This is a genomic window from Secundilactobacillus paracollinoides (assembly GCF_001702155.1).
GTDB lineage: Bacteria > Bacillota > Bacilli > Lactobacillales > Lactobacillaceae > Secundilactobacillus > Secundilactobacillus paracollinoides.
Genome location: NZ_CP014912.1, coordinates 438,960 through 456,771, shown reverse-complemented (window position 1 = coordinate 456,771; position 17,812 = coordinate 438,960). Strand labels below are relative to the sequence as shown.

The window sequence follows — 17,812 nt, the reverse complement described above, 5'->3', positions numbered from 1 at the left end:
AGGAACTAAAAGGCATGAACTTTCACTCATATCAAATCAATATTTAAATGCAAGTTTGTTAATAAGTTTTCTTGAGTTAGATTTGAAAAGCTTTAGTTATGCATCGCCTCAGCCTTCCCCAAAGCATCCTTAACAGCTTTCTTAATTGCCCGACTAGAAGCAGAAGCCCCAGAAATGGCATCCACATCCGTCGAATTAGCCGCTACGATCTCCTTAGGTAATTCCGAAACAGCAACCAGACCAACGTCTTCACTTTCGTGGTGTTGCACGACTTCAACGTTTTGAATCTTGTTACCAGTGTAGGTCAACCGAACAACGACCTTGCCGCCTAAGCCAGCGTTAGAACTACCTAGGTACTGGTCAGCGTCCAGCTTAACGTTCGACAAATTCTCGCCGTCAGCTAAATCGTTGATGCCGTTTGCTTCGTCAGCGTCAACCACATCAGCATCCGTCTTTACAACCGCTGCGTGTTCACCAGCCAGTTTGCCAAAGACAAGACATTCAGCTAAGTTACCGCCACCTTGGTAGCAGTTTGCCACGATACCGCCAAGCTCACCGGCACCATAGAGGTGAGGAATCGGCTTGTTGTCGACACCGAGAATCTCGGCATTTTCGTTACGTTGTGGGCCGCCTTGCGTGTTCAAAACATCGTTGGCTGCCGCAATCGCGTAGTAGGGGCCGCCATCAAATGCTCGCATGGATTCAGGGTTCCGGCCAAACGCAAAGTCGCGTCCTTCTGCTTTATAAGCGTTGAAATCAGTCACCGTTTGACCCAGATTTGCGGCTGAGACGTCTAGCTTGTTCGCTAATTCGGGTAGCGTATCAGCCTTGACCAGCTTATCCATGAATTCTGGGTAGGGGAGTCGGCCTTCATCGTCTAGTTGTTGTTTGAAATCATTGTATTGAGCTTGATCAAACACAATGTACGGATGTTGATTGTTCATTGGAATCAGCCATGAGCCGTGGGTCGTAATGTGACCATGACGGTGCTTGGCGTCTTCTTGGAAGTAACGTGTTCCATCATCTGCAATGACAAAAATACTACCGTGACTCAAGAGTGGCCAAGCAATTTGACGGCCACGCTCATTTTCACCTTCCTTGAAGGTCAGACCAGGCAGGATTCCGTGAGATTCATAGTTAGCCATGTGCCAGAGCTTGGCACCGACTTCTTGCACCATGTGGATCCCATCGCCACGGTTGTATAACGTACCAAGTGGGGTGAGTCGAACGCTGTGCAGGTAAGTTTGAACTAACTCTGGATTGTTTTCAAATCCGCCGGAAGTCATGACGACCCCGTTGTTCGCGTGGATGTTTAACAACTTGCCGTCACGTTCGATTTGAACACCACGGATGATCTTCGAACCAGGTTCTTGAATCAGGTGTTGTGCCCGAGACGATAGCCAAACGTCAATGTTATCGGTCCGGTCGAGCACCTTTTGCCGTAATAATTTCCAAAGTGCGGCGTCCTTATCACGTTTATGAACCAGCGCAAAGTCAACGGTGTCGCTACCCTTTAATTCAGGATATTCAGCCATGGTCTTCTTGTAGTTCACAGGGTCGCCGGGATTCACATCATACTTATAGCTGACCGCCTTGATGCCCAGATACTTATCAAAGTATTCGGGCATTTTGCTCATGCCGGAAACGTAAGCGTGGAGCGTCTTTTCAGGCAACTTGAATGGGGCGCTTAAAGCGTGATAGTAGTCGGTCAAATCATCGACATCTTTACCCATAACCACGTGTTGGGCAGAGTAACGGGTGTTCCCACCTTCATGGCCAAATGGTGCGGCATCAACAACGAGTACTTTAGCACCGTTATCAGCAGCGAAGCGGGCAGCCGAAGCACCGGCACCACCGAAACCAACGACAACGACATCGTAGTTACCATCCCAATCAACTTTAAGCTGATTGCCGTTTTGCTTGTCACCAGACAGTGTGGTGATGTATTCAGTGAAGTGTTTGAAACAGTCTTCAAGGAAACGAACAGTTTTTGGTTCAGCCAAGTTCTTGGAAGTATCGAAAGCTTGAGCGGCGTAGCTCAACATAAATTCGTTGCCAGGAAGCACGTAGGCATCAACGCCTGGTGTATTCAGAATCGACCGGATCTCCGTTTGGGCGCGTGAGGTGCCTTGAACGCCAATGGAAGTACCGACCAGCATCACCGGCTTTTTTGCAAATGGGTGAACGTCATAGGATAACCATTCAATAGCGCTCTTTAATGAAGCAGGAATCGAATGGTCGTATTCAGGAACGCCGATAATCACACCATCAGCTTCAGAGATCTGTTGATTTAACTTTTGGACGGCAGCTGGTAGTTGGCTGCCTGGCTCAGGTTCATTAAATAGGGGAATCTCATCAATTTCAGCGACGGTGATCTCAGTAGTGGTACTGAAATGCGTCTGCATATAGTGGAGCAATTCTCTATTATAGGACTTCTTAGCAGCGGTCCCAACGATGGCAACAAGTTTCATAAGTATCAATCCCTTTATTTATAGTCTAAAAATTCGACGCGCTGAACATTGCTGTGTATGGGGTCAATATAGAATGATTATTGATAAATACAACACTTATTTTTTGAATGATGCAAAGATGCCCGTGCTATCAAGAAAAATAGCGGGCTTTTTTTTGATTCAAGAAGCCAAGATAGTGAAAAAATGAGTATGGTTGACAATTAATATTTTTAGAATGATTAAATTAATTTATGGAAAAATAGTAAGTTGTACGTAAAACAACGTTGAACTATTGATGAAATTGAAAATGATTTTAAAAATATAATCGTCTTAAACATAGCAATGACAACGGTTACATCTAATTCCATAAAATCAAAGTAGCTCAGCAGCTAAAAATAAAATTGACAGACTAACGGTTTAAGTTATGATACATTCTGGAAATTCAAAAAGACGCGCGCATCGTTGTGTATACGTATGTGAAATGCTGTTCAAACTTTTGGAGTTCTGACTAGCGTGTTTTAGAGATAGGAGACGGTATCTGATGTTAAGTCCAGTCAAATGGAAAGGCTTTATTCTCCCGTTGATCTTTGGAATCGGGATTTGGTCGCTGACGCCGGTGAAGCCGGTTGATATTAACGTAGCAGCCTGGCACTTATTTGCAATCTTTATCGCAACAATCATTGCCTGTATTACTAAGCCGTTGCCAATGATGGCAACGACCTTGATTGGCATTACGGTAGCGACAGTCACAGGAATCTTCACCATGGATGAAGTCGCGGCCGGTTTTGGGAACTCAACAGCTTGGATGGTTGCCATGTGTATGTTCATGGCAGCTGGTTTTATCAAGTCTGGATTAGGGAAGCGAATCGCTTACCTATTCGTGAGGTCCTTCGGGAAGAAAACACTGGGACTAGCCTATGCGCTCTCGGCCGTTGAAGCGGTGTTAGCGATTGGGATTCCTAGTAACAATGTTCGTGTGAACGGGCTGATGTACCCTTTGATCGATAATCTATCAAAGGAAATGGGGTCCGATCCTGAAAAGGGAACTGAACGCCGCCTTGGATCGTTTTTGATTTTCAATGAATACGAAGTGAACAACGTGACTTCCGGGTTGTTCCTGACAGGGTTAGCCGGCAACATGGTTGCTCTTGGTCTTGCGAAGACCCAGGGCATCACGATTTCATGGATGCAGTGGTTCGAAGCCTCCGTCGTGCCTGGCGTCCTTTGTTTATTAATTATTCCGTATGTGCTGTACAAAATCTATCCGCCCGAAGTTAAGGAAACCCCTAACGCGCACGAATGGGCAGATAAGAAGCTCAGTGAGATCGGTAAAACAACGATCAGCGAAAAAATCATGTTATGTACCTTTGCTTTAGCCATTATTCTTTGGTTGGTCGGCGTCGATGCTACCGAAGTAAGTTTTATCGCGGTCGTTATTTTATTGATCACTGGCGTTTTGGACACGAAAGATCTTTTGGGTGAATCATTTGCCTGGAACATTCTGGTTTGGTTGTCAGTTGTCATGATGATGTCGCAGAAGTTGATGACACTTGGCTTCTTTCCATGGTTCTCGAAGACTTTGGGTAACATGCTGAGCGGGATGAATTGGCTATGGGTCTTGATTATTTTATTCTTAGCATATTTCTACCTGCACTACCTGTTCCCAAGTGTGTCGACGCAGATTTCCGCATTATATGCTGGCTTCTTATCAGTCGCCATTGGCGTGGGTGTCCCTCATACTTTGGCGGCATTGATGCTCGCCTTTTGTGGGTCGATCTACCTGTCAACGACGCCATATTCTGCAGGTCCCGCTGCGTTGCTTTCTAGCACTGGTTACGTGAAGAGCGGCGACTGGTGGAAATTGAGTGCCATCATTGGGGTCATTTTCAACGTTGTTTGGCTTGGCGGCGGTCTGTTATGGACTAAAGCGATTGGATTATGGTAATGCATAGGTCTCGTACTTTTGGGTACGAGGCTTTTTTCATGGGTTATAATAATGGAAAACGATGAAGGAGCCCGGACATGAATAACCGTGATTTAAACTATTTCTGTGATCTCGTTGAAAGTGGCAGTTACACGGCAACGGCTGAAAAATTTCAGATCACGCAGCCAGCAGTTTCCGCTGCGGTGAAGCGCCTGGAGAAGGAATATGAGACGCCGTTGTTGCGTCAGCGGAATCATCGTGCAAAGCTGGTGACAACGGCTGCTGGTGGGGTGCTTTATATCAAAGCCCGCAAGATGATCACCGAGTACGACCAGGTTAAACTGGAAGTCCAGCATGCCAGCGAAGGTCAAGTTCGGCTGGGTTTCTCAAACATCGCGGGTGGCATTTGGCTGCCACGAGTTGTTGAACTCTTTACGAAAAACAACTTGCTTGATCAGGTCACAACTGAGATGGCTAATTCTGAAAAACTACTGACTGAACTGCGTGATGGGAAGTTGGATGCGGCGGTATTTTCGAGTATTGACCCTGAGAAATCGGCTGATCTGCGCGTCTCGGAGTTAGAGAAACATCAGCTTTGTGTGCTGGTTAATAAACGCAACCTTTTGAGTCGGCAGGAAGTGATTTCACCCGAAGATCTGAAGGATGTCTCAATGCTGGTGCGACCAAAGCACACCTTACCAAGAAAAGCGCTGGATGCCTTTTGTCGGGTTGGGAAGTTCCGACCGAAGATTCTCTATGAGCCGGATACGAATCAACTAGTAGAAAAGATGGTAGCGTTGAACCTTGGCGTTGGTTTTGTGATCGATGGGTCCGTTTATTTAGACGAAAATGTGGTTAAGATTCCATTGCAAGAGAAAGACCGGATTCACTGTTACATGCAGCTGGCTGTGCGGAAGTCGTTTTTGCCGAATCAGAATCAGCAACAGTGCATTGAGCTGTTGAAGCGGATTGCTCGGACGGACGAGGACTAGTGAGAATCGTTACAAAAACCCCAATCTTCCAAAAAACAGGAAGGTTGGGTTTTCTTTTTTAACGAGAAATCATTGAGGCTTTGCTATAGAGCTGTTTCATCATCTTTAAATTGTTGTCGTGGTATAATATAAACGGAATATCCGTTTATATTAGGAGGACAGCTATGGAAATCCTACAGTTGAAAGTAAATGGTCTTAGATTATTCGATAAAACATTTGAATTCAATTTTATGACTGAGCAAAATGTGACCGACTTAAATAGCGATAGTGTGCAACAGATTTTTAACAGAATCTATAAAAATAATGTGATTGCTTTGGCAGGGAAGAATGCATCTGGGAAGACAATGGCATTAAACATTATCATGTTTGTCTACGATGTTTTTGTGAATAATATGCCAATGAATCATTCACATTATAGAGACGCAATCATTGGCGAAGTATTAGTGTTTGAACTCGGTTTTTTCGAAGAAAGTGAGCAAAAAATCTATCGCGTTGTCTCAACGATTGAAAAAAAGAGCGATGGTTGGTTATTTTTCTCTGATGAAGTTATTGATTCAAAACAATGCACTGCAAAAACAAATAAAAAGAATCTTTTTGATTTTGACGCTGAGAGCAACCATACTGACAGGCGTCCAACTGAGTCGTTATTGCCGGATGATAATACTTATTTCAGGAAAATAACGACACACCAATTGACGCATAGACGAGAACTCTATGATTTTAGCGGTTATAATAATATGAACCTACTATCATCACCCTTAATTTCTCGTGATGCTAAACTGCAATCTGGCATCATGAGTTATTTGGATCCGAGTATTGACTATGTCCGGTCAACGCTGACTGATCCTCAAAAAGATGACAGTCTGTTATTTGAAGTGAAATTTAAAAACAGTCCGGATGTTCACTTTGCAAATACGATTGACATCTTTAAATATGTATCAGCTGGAACCATTAAAGGTATGAATTTGTTTAACGATGTCTTCCTAGCGTTAAACTCCGGTAGTTATTTGGTGGTGGACGAAATCGAGAACCATTTCCACCGAGCTATTGTCCAGACAGTGATTTCACTATTTTCAGATCCAAGTATCAACAAGCATGGAGCAACCCTGATTTTTACGACACATTATCCACAAATTCTTGATGAGTTTGACAGGAATGATGATATTTACATTTCTTTGAGAAAGACTGACAAAATTTCTCTGGAAAGATTTAACAGCCAAATCACTCGTGACGATGCTAAGAAAAGTGATATTTACGAAAGTGACGTTCTGGGTGGCACGGCACCATCCTACCAAGCCTATATGCAGATTCGAAAATTTGCTAAAGAGATTACCTCAAAATCCAGTGCTATCCAGGAGGACAGTCGGTAATGATCGTTGCTTGCCTTTGTGAGGGAACCGCAGAAGAAGTGATTTTATCCAAATTGTTAGCAGCTGGCTTATTGATCTTTTCGGTTGATGACCTGATTGATAATAAAGTATTGCGTATTCGAAATGGTTCGAGATTTGCACATCAACATTTGAATCATAGTTTTGAAGAAAAAGTAATTGTTTATCGGATTCTTGATTCTAAAACTGAAAAGTTCAAATTGCCCAAACCCTATCAAGAAAAGGTGAGTATTCACAACGTGATTACGAAGCCAGAGATTGAGATGTTACTGATTATCAGTGAGGGTCAGCTTGAAGATTTCGAACGACTACATGATATTAAACCTAGTGATTATGCAAAAACCTTGTTTAAAGGAAAAAATATTAAAAGTCGGGCATTTAACGAGACATATTGGACTGCATTCAACTTGCGGGATTGTCTTCGAAAATATAATCAGATTACGACTTTCCCACAAGGATATATTGGATTGTATGATTTGATTGATCAGCGGTTTAAAGCCTGATATAAGATTTTGTAAACAGAAGATATCTTTTTTCACCACAGACCGATAACTTGTCCATTCGGGCAATATCACTGAAAACGATTTTCATAATACCAACAAAATGAGAAGCGCTCAGCCCCACCAATCGATGACGGCTAAGCGCTTTTTACTTTTATTCAGCATTATTTCATGAGAACGTCTAATTTTATTCTCAGACAGGCATACCATTATCCTGCGTTTTTATTTGCCACCGCCCTTGGTACAGTTACACGTGACCATAGGCGCCTGTGGATCTCCATAAAAAAGGGGTTCATAGTATGATCACAAAACATGAACAGCATTTGAATTTTTAGCAACCGGAGATCATGTGTTGATTATCCATTCCGCGTTGAAGAAACTGGGCATGCGTCCCAGCGATGACGCGTATGACGACTATGTGCAGGACTGCTGGCTGTGGTTCTCTGAGATCTTCCAGAAGTATGCGGGTAATCCGTGGTCGGAGCCGAAGTCATTCTTGGCGTATGCGCACGTGGCGCTGTATCGGCGGTCGTTGAACGAGCGGATGCGGCTGCAGAAACACGACAACGTGACGGATGATGCGCCCGACTGGGAACAAGTGGGGGAAGAGCTGGCGTTGCTGACGACGGAAACGGATATTGTTGACCGGTCGTTGCTGGATGGCTGGTTAGCACGGTGTGTCGGCACGGAACGCCAATATCTCATTGATGCGGTCGTCCACCAGATGACACCAACTGAGATTGCTGAAAAGCACGGCGTTTCTCGGCAGACAGTGTATCAGTGGCGGCGGAAAGTGCGTGAGAAGTTGAAACAGTTACGCGTTTAAACTAACAAAAAGGCCTGAGCATAGTTGCTCAGGCCTTTTCAACATACTAGGGTTCCGAATCATCATTCAACCGTTCATCCGTATCTGTTTCCAACCGGGTCACAAACCGGTTAAAGTCGGCCTGGCTTGGATAATGACCTGATAACTGAAACAACACCTCATCCACATAACGGTGACGGACATTGGTTTGAATTTCAGGAATCGCGGGCATATCCAGCTTGACCCAGCGTGTTTTAGCACGTTCCTTATGACTCGTCGTCAGTGCCTTTGCCAATCGGTCGTTATACTGCGTCAGGTAGTACATGGCGCGCATCTGCTGGTCGATAAGCTCCCGCGAAGCAGGCCACAGCAGCGTCACGCTGTCGGCAGTCCTGAGAAAGGCTTGGTTGCCCTTATATGCCCAGGTCATGTCCCACGGTGCCCAGACTAACCAGTTTTGTTCACCCGGTTCCTTGCCGGGGTAGGGACTGATCCAGAAGTCGCCAGCGACGTATGGCGGCGGATCTTCCAGGTCGAGTTCCGGCCCGATGCCGTGCTTGATGCTGGTAACATAGTCAAACGGAAAGGTGTTTTGCAGCTGCTGAATAAGTTGGTCAACAGTTGAAGTAATCGCAAAAATGATATTGTTTCGATTGATCACAATGGTGTTGAGGTCACTATCAGTGTGGCTGACATCGATGAGCGCAATGACGTTCTGCCAGCCGGCCTTAGTCAGGCTAAACGACCGCCGCCCAGTGACCTTGCTGAGGGACAGCGTCGTAATGTCGAGGTAGCGTCGGCGATTGACGTCTTTGTTGAAGGTGTCGCTGACGCCGGTTAGGATTTGCATGGATTTTTCCTCCAGAGCGTGGAGGAAGGCAGTTAGAGGGCTTATGCAGTAGCCCTCTGCCTTCCGAAACGCGTTTCCGCAATGTAACAGAGAAAGAAGTCAAAGGTAACAAGGAGTTGTATCAAAAAAGGAATTAACAAAATAAAACCCAGAAACACACCACAACAACTCCCAAATCCCCAAAATCCATATCCGCCGACAGATTACCACGTTTTGCTGAAAAAGTCGTCAATTATCACTCAATAATAATAGAAACAATTAGCACTATGTATAAAATGGAACGCGTGTCCATTAAATCAATAGCAGGTAAGTGCGGGATTAGAACGTTAGCACCTTACACCCAATTACTCACCTGAACACGCGCATTTCATAGACACCTGTCAGTCGTGCAACAGGGGTTTACACTTGTTTGAAGATCATGTTACCGTTTACCCAACAAATTTGGTATAGACACGTCCAGCAGGCCATGATAAGGAGCAATGAATGCCAATGCCGTTCCCGTGTCCCTTAACGTTAAAGGGACTCACCCCAACCGCCCAGAAGCAGGTACGCCAGCAAGGCTACCTGGATATTGCAAGGATAACCTTGGACCAAATCACTGATAAACGCATAGACTGCCAAACGATTGACTTCCAAAACGTCTCCGCTTTGATCAACATCAACGACCCACGAGAACCGTATCGGACGGCAGTCGTCACCTTGGACAACAACATCTATGCGCTTCGACCGTCCATCAACCAACTCCTGCATCAGTTGAGTGACGTGTTCCCTGAAGACTACGTACACCTCAAACATGACGTTTGTCCGGTACTCGGCATTCATAAATTAGCGCCATATATCTGCGGTGACTTCTGGCTACTTCCGATGACTGAACTCGACGGCCACAATAGGTCCTGGTTGCGCTGGCTGCATGACGACCACGACCTTGCGTTTGACAATCAAACGATGACGGTTGCCCACTGGCGGGGTGTTCCGCAACTATGGCCGTTGTCCCAGAAGCGCTTCGATAAACGCCGGCACCACGGTTCGCTGGTGGCACGATATCATTTGGCATTGGTCTCACAGTTGGTCCCAGCTGGTGAGCCAGAAGACCAGCTCGACGTTGCCGCGCTGACGCAGACCATGACCGCCCGGCAGATTGCACAACTCAACCGCAAGTACGGCCTAGCCGTTGATCCAGCCACTGCAGTGCGCGCCCTTCAAGTCGACAGAAAGGACCGGTTAAGTGCCTAACGAACACCTTTTATTAAGCGGCGTCACCGATGCCTATTACCGCCATGTGCGGGATACCGGCTACCTCGCAATTGATGGCTTGCAGGCCAGCGACGTGGTGGCCGTAGAGACCAATCCGACAACGGTGGATTGGGCGGGCTGTTTCGCCCTCGTGAACATTTCTGATCAGTGGGACGCGGCCGTTCAGCCGTACCGCACCATCGTCATCATGCAGGATAACCGGGTATTTAAACTCAAAAACAGTCCTGCCAGCATTTTGCGCATCCTGCACCAGCAGGGTCGGCCACACTACGATGCAATGCTCCGCCAGGTGATGGCACCGGTGCTGGGGATTCACCGCAACGTCGCGTATGTCGCAAGTGATCTGTGCCTGCTGCCAGTCGACCAGGAGGCGGCCAGCAACCACTCCTGGGTGAACTGGCAACCGGCAGAGATGAATTGGGACTACCGCCCGGATGGGACGATGCTGACGCGGCTGGGCAGCGTGCCGCTGCTATGGTCAGTGTCGGAGCGGCGGATCAAACGACGGGTGCTGAACTGCCGGCGGTTGGTGAGTTATTTGCAAGGGTATGGCCGAGCGTTGTTGCCTAGTCGGGATGTTTTGGGGAAAAGTGCGGTACTGGGGCCGGATGCGGAATCCCGTGTGCGCAAAGCCGTTCAGTTACGCTGGGCACGGCGGGTGGTTTCGTTGGTTGACCGAGTGGTGGATGTTGTTTTTCTGCGGTTGGGGTTGCGGGAGATTGAGGTGGGGGATTACTCGCGGATGCCTGAAGTGTAATTAATATCCTATGATTCGACATACTTTTAATTACAAATTTAGTAGAATTTACCTATTATATACTCATAATCGATGTGTAAACGTAGAAAGCTTATCATGAAGGGAAATTAACAATATGAAAAAGCTTCAATTAAATGACGCTCAGGCCCAAGATTTTATCAAAGTGCTTAAAAATGTTCTAAAAGACCATGTCAATGATCTATCTGAAAACGAAAAGGGAGAGTTCATGTTAGAATCAAAGGAGGGGGGAGTGCAGCGACTTTTCCAGCTTAATTACATTTATGCGACGGACAACAGTCATATAAATTTGATGGATGCTAAAACCAAACTCACCTTAGTTCGAATAAATTTGGATTCAAGGTTTCACAATAATTCAGATGGTAAGGTTTGGGGACACCGAGTAGAAATTTTTTCTGAAGACGAATTTTATAAAAAGAATGATTCATTTACGCATATTAAAGCACATTCACTTCCATTTGACGGCATACAGGATACTGATGACTTTTTGATTGCTTTGAAAGAACTCTTGAATTATACCAATACGCATAAGCAAAACAGGATTACTATCACAATTAAGTCACATTTGGCGTTATAGTCCTTTGGAAAGGAGAGGCGTTTTATGAACAAGCTAGTTACGCAAATGGACAGCATTGCAAGAGATTGGCTGTCATTTATTAAAAAAAGTCACGAATTCAAGATGGTGAGTGACACGGAATTAAGAGTGAACACGCCATTCACAGATCCGTTTGGTGACAGTATTTCATTACTCATTGTCCTCTCCAATGATATTTATACAATTTCTGATCAGGGATATACGTTATGGAATCTCAAAATGCATGGGGTTGATTTAACAGATAAAAAATCACATCGGTATAAAAATCTTGAAGCCATTTTAATGAAAAACAATGCCCGGTTAGAGACCAATGGTGCTATTGTTGGCCACGCTACACGTCAGGATGTTCCACAGACGATTAATGATCTTACACAGACACTTATTCAAGTTTCAGATCTTATTTACTTAAGCCGTAAAAATACTCGGAGTGTGTTCTTAGATGATGTAAATACGTATTTCACTGTTCAAAATAAAAATTATAGTGTCCTTCGTGGAATGTCAATGCAAGGGCAAACAAAGTTAAAATACAACATTGATTTTATTTTTAATCGTACAGTGACGGAGCGAAAGTTTGTTAATGTGTATAATAGCTTATCAAAATCACTGGTTGAACAACTGATAGGAATATGGGCAGATACAATTAATTATCGGACAAGCCATAATCAGGAGAATGTACCACTGAGTATTATCGTGCCAGACATTCCTGAGGAACAGCTTGTGTTTGCACAAAGCCTTTCCGCACATAAAATCGATGTAGTACCCTTTAACGACAAAGAGCACGTTTTACAAAAATTGGCTATAAAAGCTTAAAAAACAAGAAGTGAATGACGAGGCTTTGAAGAAAAAAGTACATTGTAATATTAATGATTGCCACCACAGTTCTCTCCAATTTAAGGTTAAGTCCAAAATGTTGGTGTAAATTAAATTCCGCGAATTTATCATTTCACAAGCTTAAGCATACCGGCTTCTTCTGAATTGTCATCTTTTTCAATCCCGTGGTAAACGGTCATGTTTAAGTACCGTGGACCAGCAGCCCATTTTTCATTCTGTTCAATCAGTAGTGCTCCCATTAGTCGCAAGACGCTTAGATCATTCGGGAATATCCGGATTACACGGTCACGACGACGGATTTCTTGATTAACCCGCTCAATTGTATTATTCGTCCGGAGACGCTTCCTTAGCTCCTCTGGGAGCTGGTAAATCACCATTAATTCGTCAAAACTATTTTCTAATTTCTTCACCACCTTAGGGAACTCGGTCTGCCAATCTTTAACCAATTGGTCACGCCGTTCAACCGCTTGGTCGTACGTTGGAGCATTAAATAAATCTTTGAGTCGGTTAGCAACTTCTTTACGATCCTTGAGTGCCAGAATACTTGTACAGTCATTACTAAAATGAAATTGACATCTCTGCCAAAGGCTACCCTGAAATTGCGTAGTGATTGCATCCTTTAAGCCACAATGAGCGTCTGAAACAAACATATCAACGTTGGTAAGGCCCCGCTGTTTAAGTTCACTAAAGAAGTCCATCCATGCAGCTTTTGATTCACTATCACCGATATCAAAACCGAGCACTTCTCGACGACCGCTAGGGTCGATTCCAATCGCAACGAGTAAGCTATTACTTGTCACAACGTGACCACGGTGTACCTTAAATAAAATTGCATCGGCATACACAAAAGCATACTTTTGCGTAAGGGGACGTCGGTTAAAATCCAGCACTTGGTCGTCCAAATTATTGCATAAAGCCGAGACCGTACTTTTAGAAAAGGTTGTCCCACATAACTTCTTAGTAATCTCAGCTACTTTACGTGTTGAAACACCTTGGATTACCATTTCCATTATATAGGTCATGAATTAATTCCGTTAATGCCAAATCAAAGGCCTGCTCACTACGCTGGTAGCGTTTGAACAGCTGTGTTGAAAAATTGCCATGACGGAGTTTAGGAACGTGTAGTTCAAGTGTTCCTACTCGTGTGGTAAGCTGACGAACCCGATAACCATTCCGTGAATTGGTTCGCTCATCCGAACGTTCATAAGCCTTAGCTTTAATCTGCTCAGTCGCTTCGGACTTAAGAATTTCATCAAGGATCTTGGCCATAATTGATTGCATGGCCTTATCCCGATCACCTAGTAATAGCTCCTTTAATTCGTCATCCTCTAAATTTAATTCAACTTTTGGCATAATGAAGTTCCTTTCAGATTTCACAAAGTCCTATTTAGAATTTACACCAATTATACGGACATAACCCTCCGCAATTTGGCACTCCGTGTGGTGGCTCGCGATGAAGCTAATTCGATTTCTGCTGCGCAGCTCTCGAATGGATCTCCATCGTCTCGCATGGCACTAAATGGCCGAAAACCTCGCCCATTAAGTGCCATCGACTGCTTAAAACACATTGATAGCAATGCTTTAAACGTTCGTGGCTCAAATTGAAAGTAACATTTAATTGTCGATTTACAAGGTAGCATCATGATGTTTCATCTGTCCTAGTCGTCTGCAACATCAACAGTAGCGGAGTGGAGCCGGTCGGCATTGCAGGCAGTAGTGTCGGTGTTTGTTGGCGAGGGTCTTTTCCTCGCCTACAAACACGGGAGACGGAGGAGATCCTTGAATTTCTTGTTTACATGGTGGAAACGTGTTCCGCAAGCCAACTCCCTACTGTGTAAGACGACTATGCCAGAAATTCAAAACCGGAATTTCCGGTTAGTCGCCTTACACTCCGGGAGTTAACCGGCTTGCTCCACACTCTGACTACAGCCTGCAGGGCCGAGCGGCGCAACGCAGCGGTAATAGTAAAGCGATTAAGCATTACAGTACCATCATTGCCTTAAACATAACTAAAAAATTGGGAGTTGAAGAGTATGGATAACGTAAAGGAAACAGTATTGCAAATTTTAAATGATTTGACAGGGGAGGATTTTTCGAACCAGTTGGAGACGAATCTTTTTGATGAGGCGTTGATCGATTCAATGGGAACCGTGCAGTTGCTGTTGGCGCTGCAGGATCAATTAGGCGTGGATGCACCGGTGTCTGAATTTAACCGCTCCGAATGGGACACTCCAGCTAAAATTATTGCGAAGGCTGAAGCGGCTCAATGAGCGTTAAAAAACGCTTGTTTCTCATTTTTGGGCCAGTGATCACGGCGGTCATTTTGTTATTTGCCATCTTTCTATCTCCATTTTGGCTTAAGGATGACCACGTCAGTTCGCGTGTGGATCGTAGCGCGGCCACCGCCATTTCACCCATGGTACTGAAGGGACGTTTGATCAAGAGCAGTGCGCTTGCCCACGGTTACGTTGCTTTTATGGGGTCGTCGGAATGGTCACGCTTTGATCCATTTCACCCGTCTGTCTTGGCGCAAAAATATCATCGGTCTTACCGGCCGTTCCTCATGGGAGCGCGAGGAACACAGTCGTTGACCCAGTTCTTTAACCTGCAGTCGATCAATCAGCAGGTTAAGGGCAAAAAAGTTGTCTTTTTCGTGTCACCCCAGTGGTTTGTGAAGCCGGGGGAAGATCCAAACGCGTTTTCGTTCTACTACTCACCCTTGCAGACCACCAGTTGGCTGCAGCGTGAAACGGGTTCGCGGATGGACCGTTATGCGGCAACTCGGTTGCTGGACATGCCTTCTGGGCGGTCTGACAAGATCATCGCTGCCGCGTTGACGAGAATTGCGGCTGGTAAACGACCGACTGCGATGCAGATGGTCTACATTAAGTATCGCAATCGGCTGTTGTTAAATGAAGATGAGGTCTTCTCGCAATTTCAAGCGGATACGCATGATGGCACTCATAATGAACGTCTGATTGCCAAGGATGCGCGGCAGTTGCCAAGTGTCTATAACTATCAAAAGCTTGATCAGTTAGCAGGGAAGATCGGTCAGTCGCAGACGAATAACAATCCGTTTCATATCAGTAACCAATTCTGGAATCAAAAGTTGAAGCGGCATGTCAAGGGCCTGCGTGGGTTCCAGAAGCATTTGAGTTATTTGAAATCGCCAGAGTACAGCGATTTTCAGTTAGTCCTCAACCAGTTTGCGAAGGACCACACCAAGGTGCTCTTCATTATTCCGCCGATCAACAGCCGCTGGCAAAACTACACCGGCTTGTCGGAGCCGATGCTGCAGCAGTTTGACCGAAAAATTACGTATCAATTGCGGTCACAGGGGTTCACCCACATTGACGACCTCACGAATGACAGTCACGTGCCGTATCTCATGACGGATACGATTCATCCTGGCTGGCGCGGGTGGTTGAAAATGGACCGGGCAATCGATCCCTTCTTGACAAAATCGGTATCGCAACCGCACTACCATATTAACCCGCAATTTTACAGCAAACACTGGCAACAGGATGCTGATCCAAAAATTGCAGCGAGAAGGTGACAACAATTAATGAAAGACAGTCTCACAGGTGGAAGGCACCGCTGCTTTTTTTAGGTGGTGTGTTACTGGCCGGCGCGTTTGGCGTGTATCACGTCTACGATATGAAAGCCAGCAACGTCTATAACAAGGTCACTTCCACGAGTAATCGCCACTATGACGCGCAGGTGGTGAACCAAGTGGGGAAGGGCGGCTACGCACTCTATACTGCCGGTCCCTACTACACTAGCAAGTCTACCCAGACGCGTGACGCGAATGGCAGTTTGTACAAGAACGACTATGTGCGGGTCATGCAAACGAAAACGACTAAGACTGGGACTTACGTCAAATTGCGGTATTACAGCAAAACGCTTGGCTGGATGAACGTCCATGGCATCAAGGCGGTCAGTTTCTCACAGGTCGCTAAGGGCACTATGACGCAGTACGGCTTCGTTGGGTCGGTAGCGTTAATTTCCGCGGGGGAGAAGACGCCGACCGTTGTGAACACGGGGTATGCCAACAAGGCCAAGGGACTTGCGAACAGCAGTACTGGTAACGTGCTGTACCCGCTGGCATCGCTGCAAAAAGCGATGACGGGGGCCATCATCCAGCAGCTGATCAGTGCTGGCAAATTGTCGGCGAACACGCCGTTGTCCAAGTACTATCCGCAGGTCAAAAACAGTAACCACATCACGATCAAACAGATGCTGTCGATGACTTCGGGTATCAGCGATGTTGAACAGCATCCAAAGACGGATCCGACCGAGTCACAGGCGATTGCGTTGGCCATCAAAACGTTGAAGGTCAGCAACTCGACCAGTTTTAACTACTCGGACGACAACTTGGTGTTGTTGGCTGGCATCATCTCTAAGGTGACTGGCCAGTCGTACAGCAGTAATGTGACGTCACGGATCTTAAAGCCGACCGGGATGACCCACACGTTTATCGTTAACCAAACGGTGCCGACCTTAACGGGTACCGTCGCCACTTCATACACGCTAAGCGGCAAGACCCAGTATACGAAACCGCAAATGATCAACTACCCAACAATCTCTGCGATTCCGGGCGCCGGTAATATTTTGACGACACCGACCGACTACATGGCCTTTATTCTAGGCCTACAGAACGGTAAAGTGCTCAGTCAGACCCAGTACCATCAGCTACTGAGTTATGGCAGCACCTACTCGGGCGGCTTCTACGTCACTCGAAGCGGGGTGAAGTTTAACAACGGGTCGTTTGATGGGTTTGGCTACCATACTGGTTACTACGCCACGACAGGAAATTACCATTCAGCCGTTGTCTTTAGCAACCAGACACCAGTCAAAGATGGCGTGGCGCAAAAGGCCTTTGCTGATCAGTTGTATCAGGTGGCAACGTACTACTAAACTAAGGGGGAACTGGTAGATGTAAGGCTACCTCAACGGACCTCAGTTGCGATTCAAGATGAATCGGCAGCTGGGGTTTTTCGCATGTCTTCGGCGCCATGTGAGGCGGTACCCCGCCATTCAATTTAAATCACGAACCATCGCGTTTCTCCATGGGAGATAAAGCGACTAAAGCCGAAGTAGGACACGTGCCGCTCATTTTAAAACGATTTTATTTCAGCAATCATTTGAATATGTGATATACCAATAATAAATAAAAGGAACATTGTGAAGTTGTTCGAATTTATAACAGCTGTTCAAGGTTAGGATAACGGACAATTGTTGGATAACGTCACTTACGTAATGTAAGCATCTATTTTCTCATAAAATACAGGTAAAACGATATAAAACACGAATAATCCGCATGATAATGAATAAAAGGTGCATAATTTTTCGCTTAATTGTGATTAAATTAGTATGACTTCACATTTTTTGATTCCACGAAATCCCTTGCGGCCGTAGTATGTGAGAAAACGTTCGAACATGTTCATT

At 45.5% G+C, this 17,812-nt stretch carries 14 protein-coding genes and 1 pseudogene; 12 read left to right on the top strand and 3 right to left on the bottom strand.

Going from position 1 to position 17,812, the window contains the following annotated elements; all coding sequences use genetic code 11:
• Window positions 1-92 precede the first annotated feature (92 nt).
• Complete coding sequence (locus AYR61_RS01810) at window positions 93-2,471, bottom strand: NAD(P)H-dependent oxidoreductase (protein WP_065901338.1); 2,379 nt, start codon at window positions 2,469-2,471, stop codon at window positions 93-95.
• A 520-nt stretch (window positions 2,472-2,991) separates the two neighbouring features.
• Here AYR61_RS01810 and AYR61_RS01805 point away from each other — a divergent pair.
• From AYR61_RS01805 to AYR61_RS01785, 5 genes are all read left to right on the top strand, one after another.
• Entirely contained in the window at window positions 2,992-4,395 is a 1,404-nt protein-coding gene (locus tag AYR61_RS01805; RefSeq protein WP_065901336.1) for a DASS family sodium-coupled anion symporter, read from the top strand.
• Between the two features lie 77 nt (window positions 4,396-4,472).
• Complete coding sequence (locus AYR61_RS01800) at window positions 4,473-5,366, top strand: LysR family transcriptional regulator (protein ID WP_054710878.1); 894 nt, start codon at window positions 4,473-4,475, stop codon at window positions 5,364-5,366.
• Window positions 5,367-5,530: 164 nt separating this feature from the next.
• Window positions 5,531-6,736, top strand: coding sequence for an AAA family ATPase (locus AYR61_RS01795; protein WP_065901334.1), 1,206 nt, complete (start codon window positions 5,531-5,533; stop codon window positions 6,734-6,736).
• Window positions 6,736-7,257, top strand: coding sequence for a hypothetical protein (locus AYR61_RS01790; protein ID WP_054710874.1), 522 nt, complete (start codon window positions 6,736-6,738; stop codon window positions 7,255-7,257). Before AYR61_RS01795 ends, AYR61_RS01790 begins: the two co-directional genes overlap by 1 nt.
• A 349-nt stretch (window positions 7,258-7,606) precedes the next feature.
• Complete coding sequence (locus AYR61_RS01785) at window positions 7,607-8,080, top strand: sigma-70 family RNA polymerase sigma factor (protein WP_056987151.1); 474 nt, start codon at window positions 7,607-7,609, stop codon at window positions 8,078-8,080.
• A gap of 46 nt (window positions 8,081-8,126) precedes the next feature.
• Here AYR61_RS01785 and AYR61_RS01780 read toward each other — a convergent pair whose 3' ends face one another.
• The gene (locus tag AYR61_RS01780) at window positions 8,127-8,909 is read right to left on the bottom strand and encodes a hypothetical protein (RefSeq protein WP_056987152.1); all 783 of its coding nucleotides are present in this window, start codon (window positions 8,907-8,909) and stop codon (window positions 8,127-8,129) included.
• Window positions 8,910-9,392: 483 nt separating this feature from the next.
• Here AYR61_RS01780 and AYR61_RS01775 point away from each other — a divergent pair, with 483 nt between their 5' ends.
• The 4 genes from AYR61_RS01775 (at window position 9,393) to AYR61_RS01760 (ending at window position 12,343) form a co-directional block, all read left to right on the top strand.
• Window positions 9,393-10,142, top strand: a complete 750-nt coding sequence (locus AYR61_RS01775) for a hypothetical protein (protein WP_056987153.1) — start codon at window positions 9,393-9,395, stop codon at window positions 10,140-10,142.
• A 46-nt stretch (window positions 10,143-10,188) separates the two neighbouring features.
• On the top strand, window positions 10,189-10,920 hold the full coding sequence (locus AYR61_RS01770; RefSeq protein ID WP_156770449.1) for a hypothetical protein: 732 nt from the start codon (window positions 10,189-10,191) through the stop codon (window positions 10,918-10,920).
• A 115-nt stretch (window positions 10,921-11,035) separates the two neighbouring features.
• Window positions 11,036-11,515 (top strand): DUF6978 family protein, encoded by a 480-nt coding sequence (locus AYR61_RS01765; RefSeq protein WP_054710857.1) that lies wholly within the window; start codon window positions 11,036-11,038, stop codon window positions 11,513-11,515.
• Between the two features lie 24 nt (window positions 11,516-11,539).
• Window positions 11,540-12,343, top strand: a complete 804-nt coding sequence (locus AYR61_RS01760) for a DUF1828 domain-containing protein (protein ID WP_065901328.1) — start codon at window positions 11,540-11,542, stop codon at window positions 12,341-12,343.
• A 128-nt stretch (window positions 12,344-12,471) separates the two neighbouring features.
• Here the strand turns inward: AYR61_RS01760 and AYR61_RS01755 are convergent.
• Window positions 12,472-13,717 (bottom strand): annotated as a pseudogene (locus AYR61_RS01755) (IS256 family transposase).
• Between the two features lie 680 nt (window positions 13,718-14,397).
• On the opposite strand from AYR61_RS01755, the gene dltC reads away from it, so the two are divergent.
• From dltC to AYR61_RS01740, 3 genes are read left to right on the top strand one after another with little or no spacing between them, the layout of a single operon-like run.
• A complete protein-coding gene (dltC, locus tag AYR61_RS01750; RefSeq protein ID WP_054710833.1) occupies window positions 14,398-14,634 on the top strand; it encodes a D-alanine--poly(phosphoribitol) ligase subunit DltC in 237 nt (78 codons plus the stop codon).
• A complete protein-coding gene (dltD, locus tag AYR61_RS01745; RefSeq protein WP_065901326.1) occupies window positions 14,631-15,920 on the top strand; it encodes a D-alanyl-lipoteichoic acid biosynthesis protein DltD in 1,290 nt (429 codons plus the stop codon). Before dltC ends, dltD begins: the two co-directional genes overlap by 4 nt.
• Window positions 15,917-17,281 carry a class A beta-lactamase-related serine hydrolase gene (locus tag AYR61_RS01740; RefSeq protein WP_225356502.1) on the top strand — a complete coding sequence of 455 codons (1,365 nt, stop codon included), beginning with the start codon at window positions 15,917-15,919 and terminating at the stop codon, window positions 17,279-17,281. The genes dltD and AYR61_RS01740 overlap by 4 nt, the downstream gene beginning before the upstream one ends.
• Window positions 17,282-17,812 lie beyond the last annotated feature (531 nt).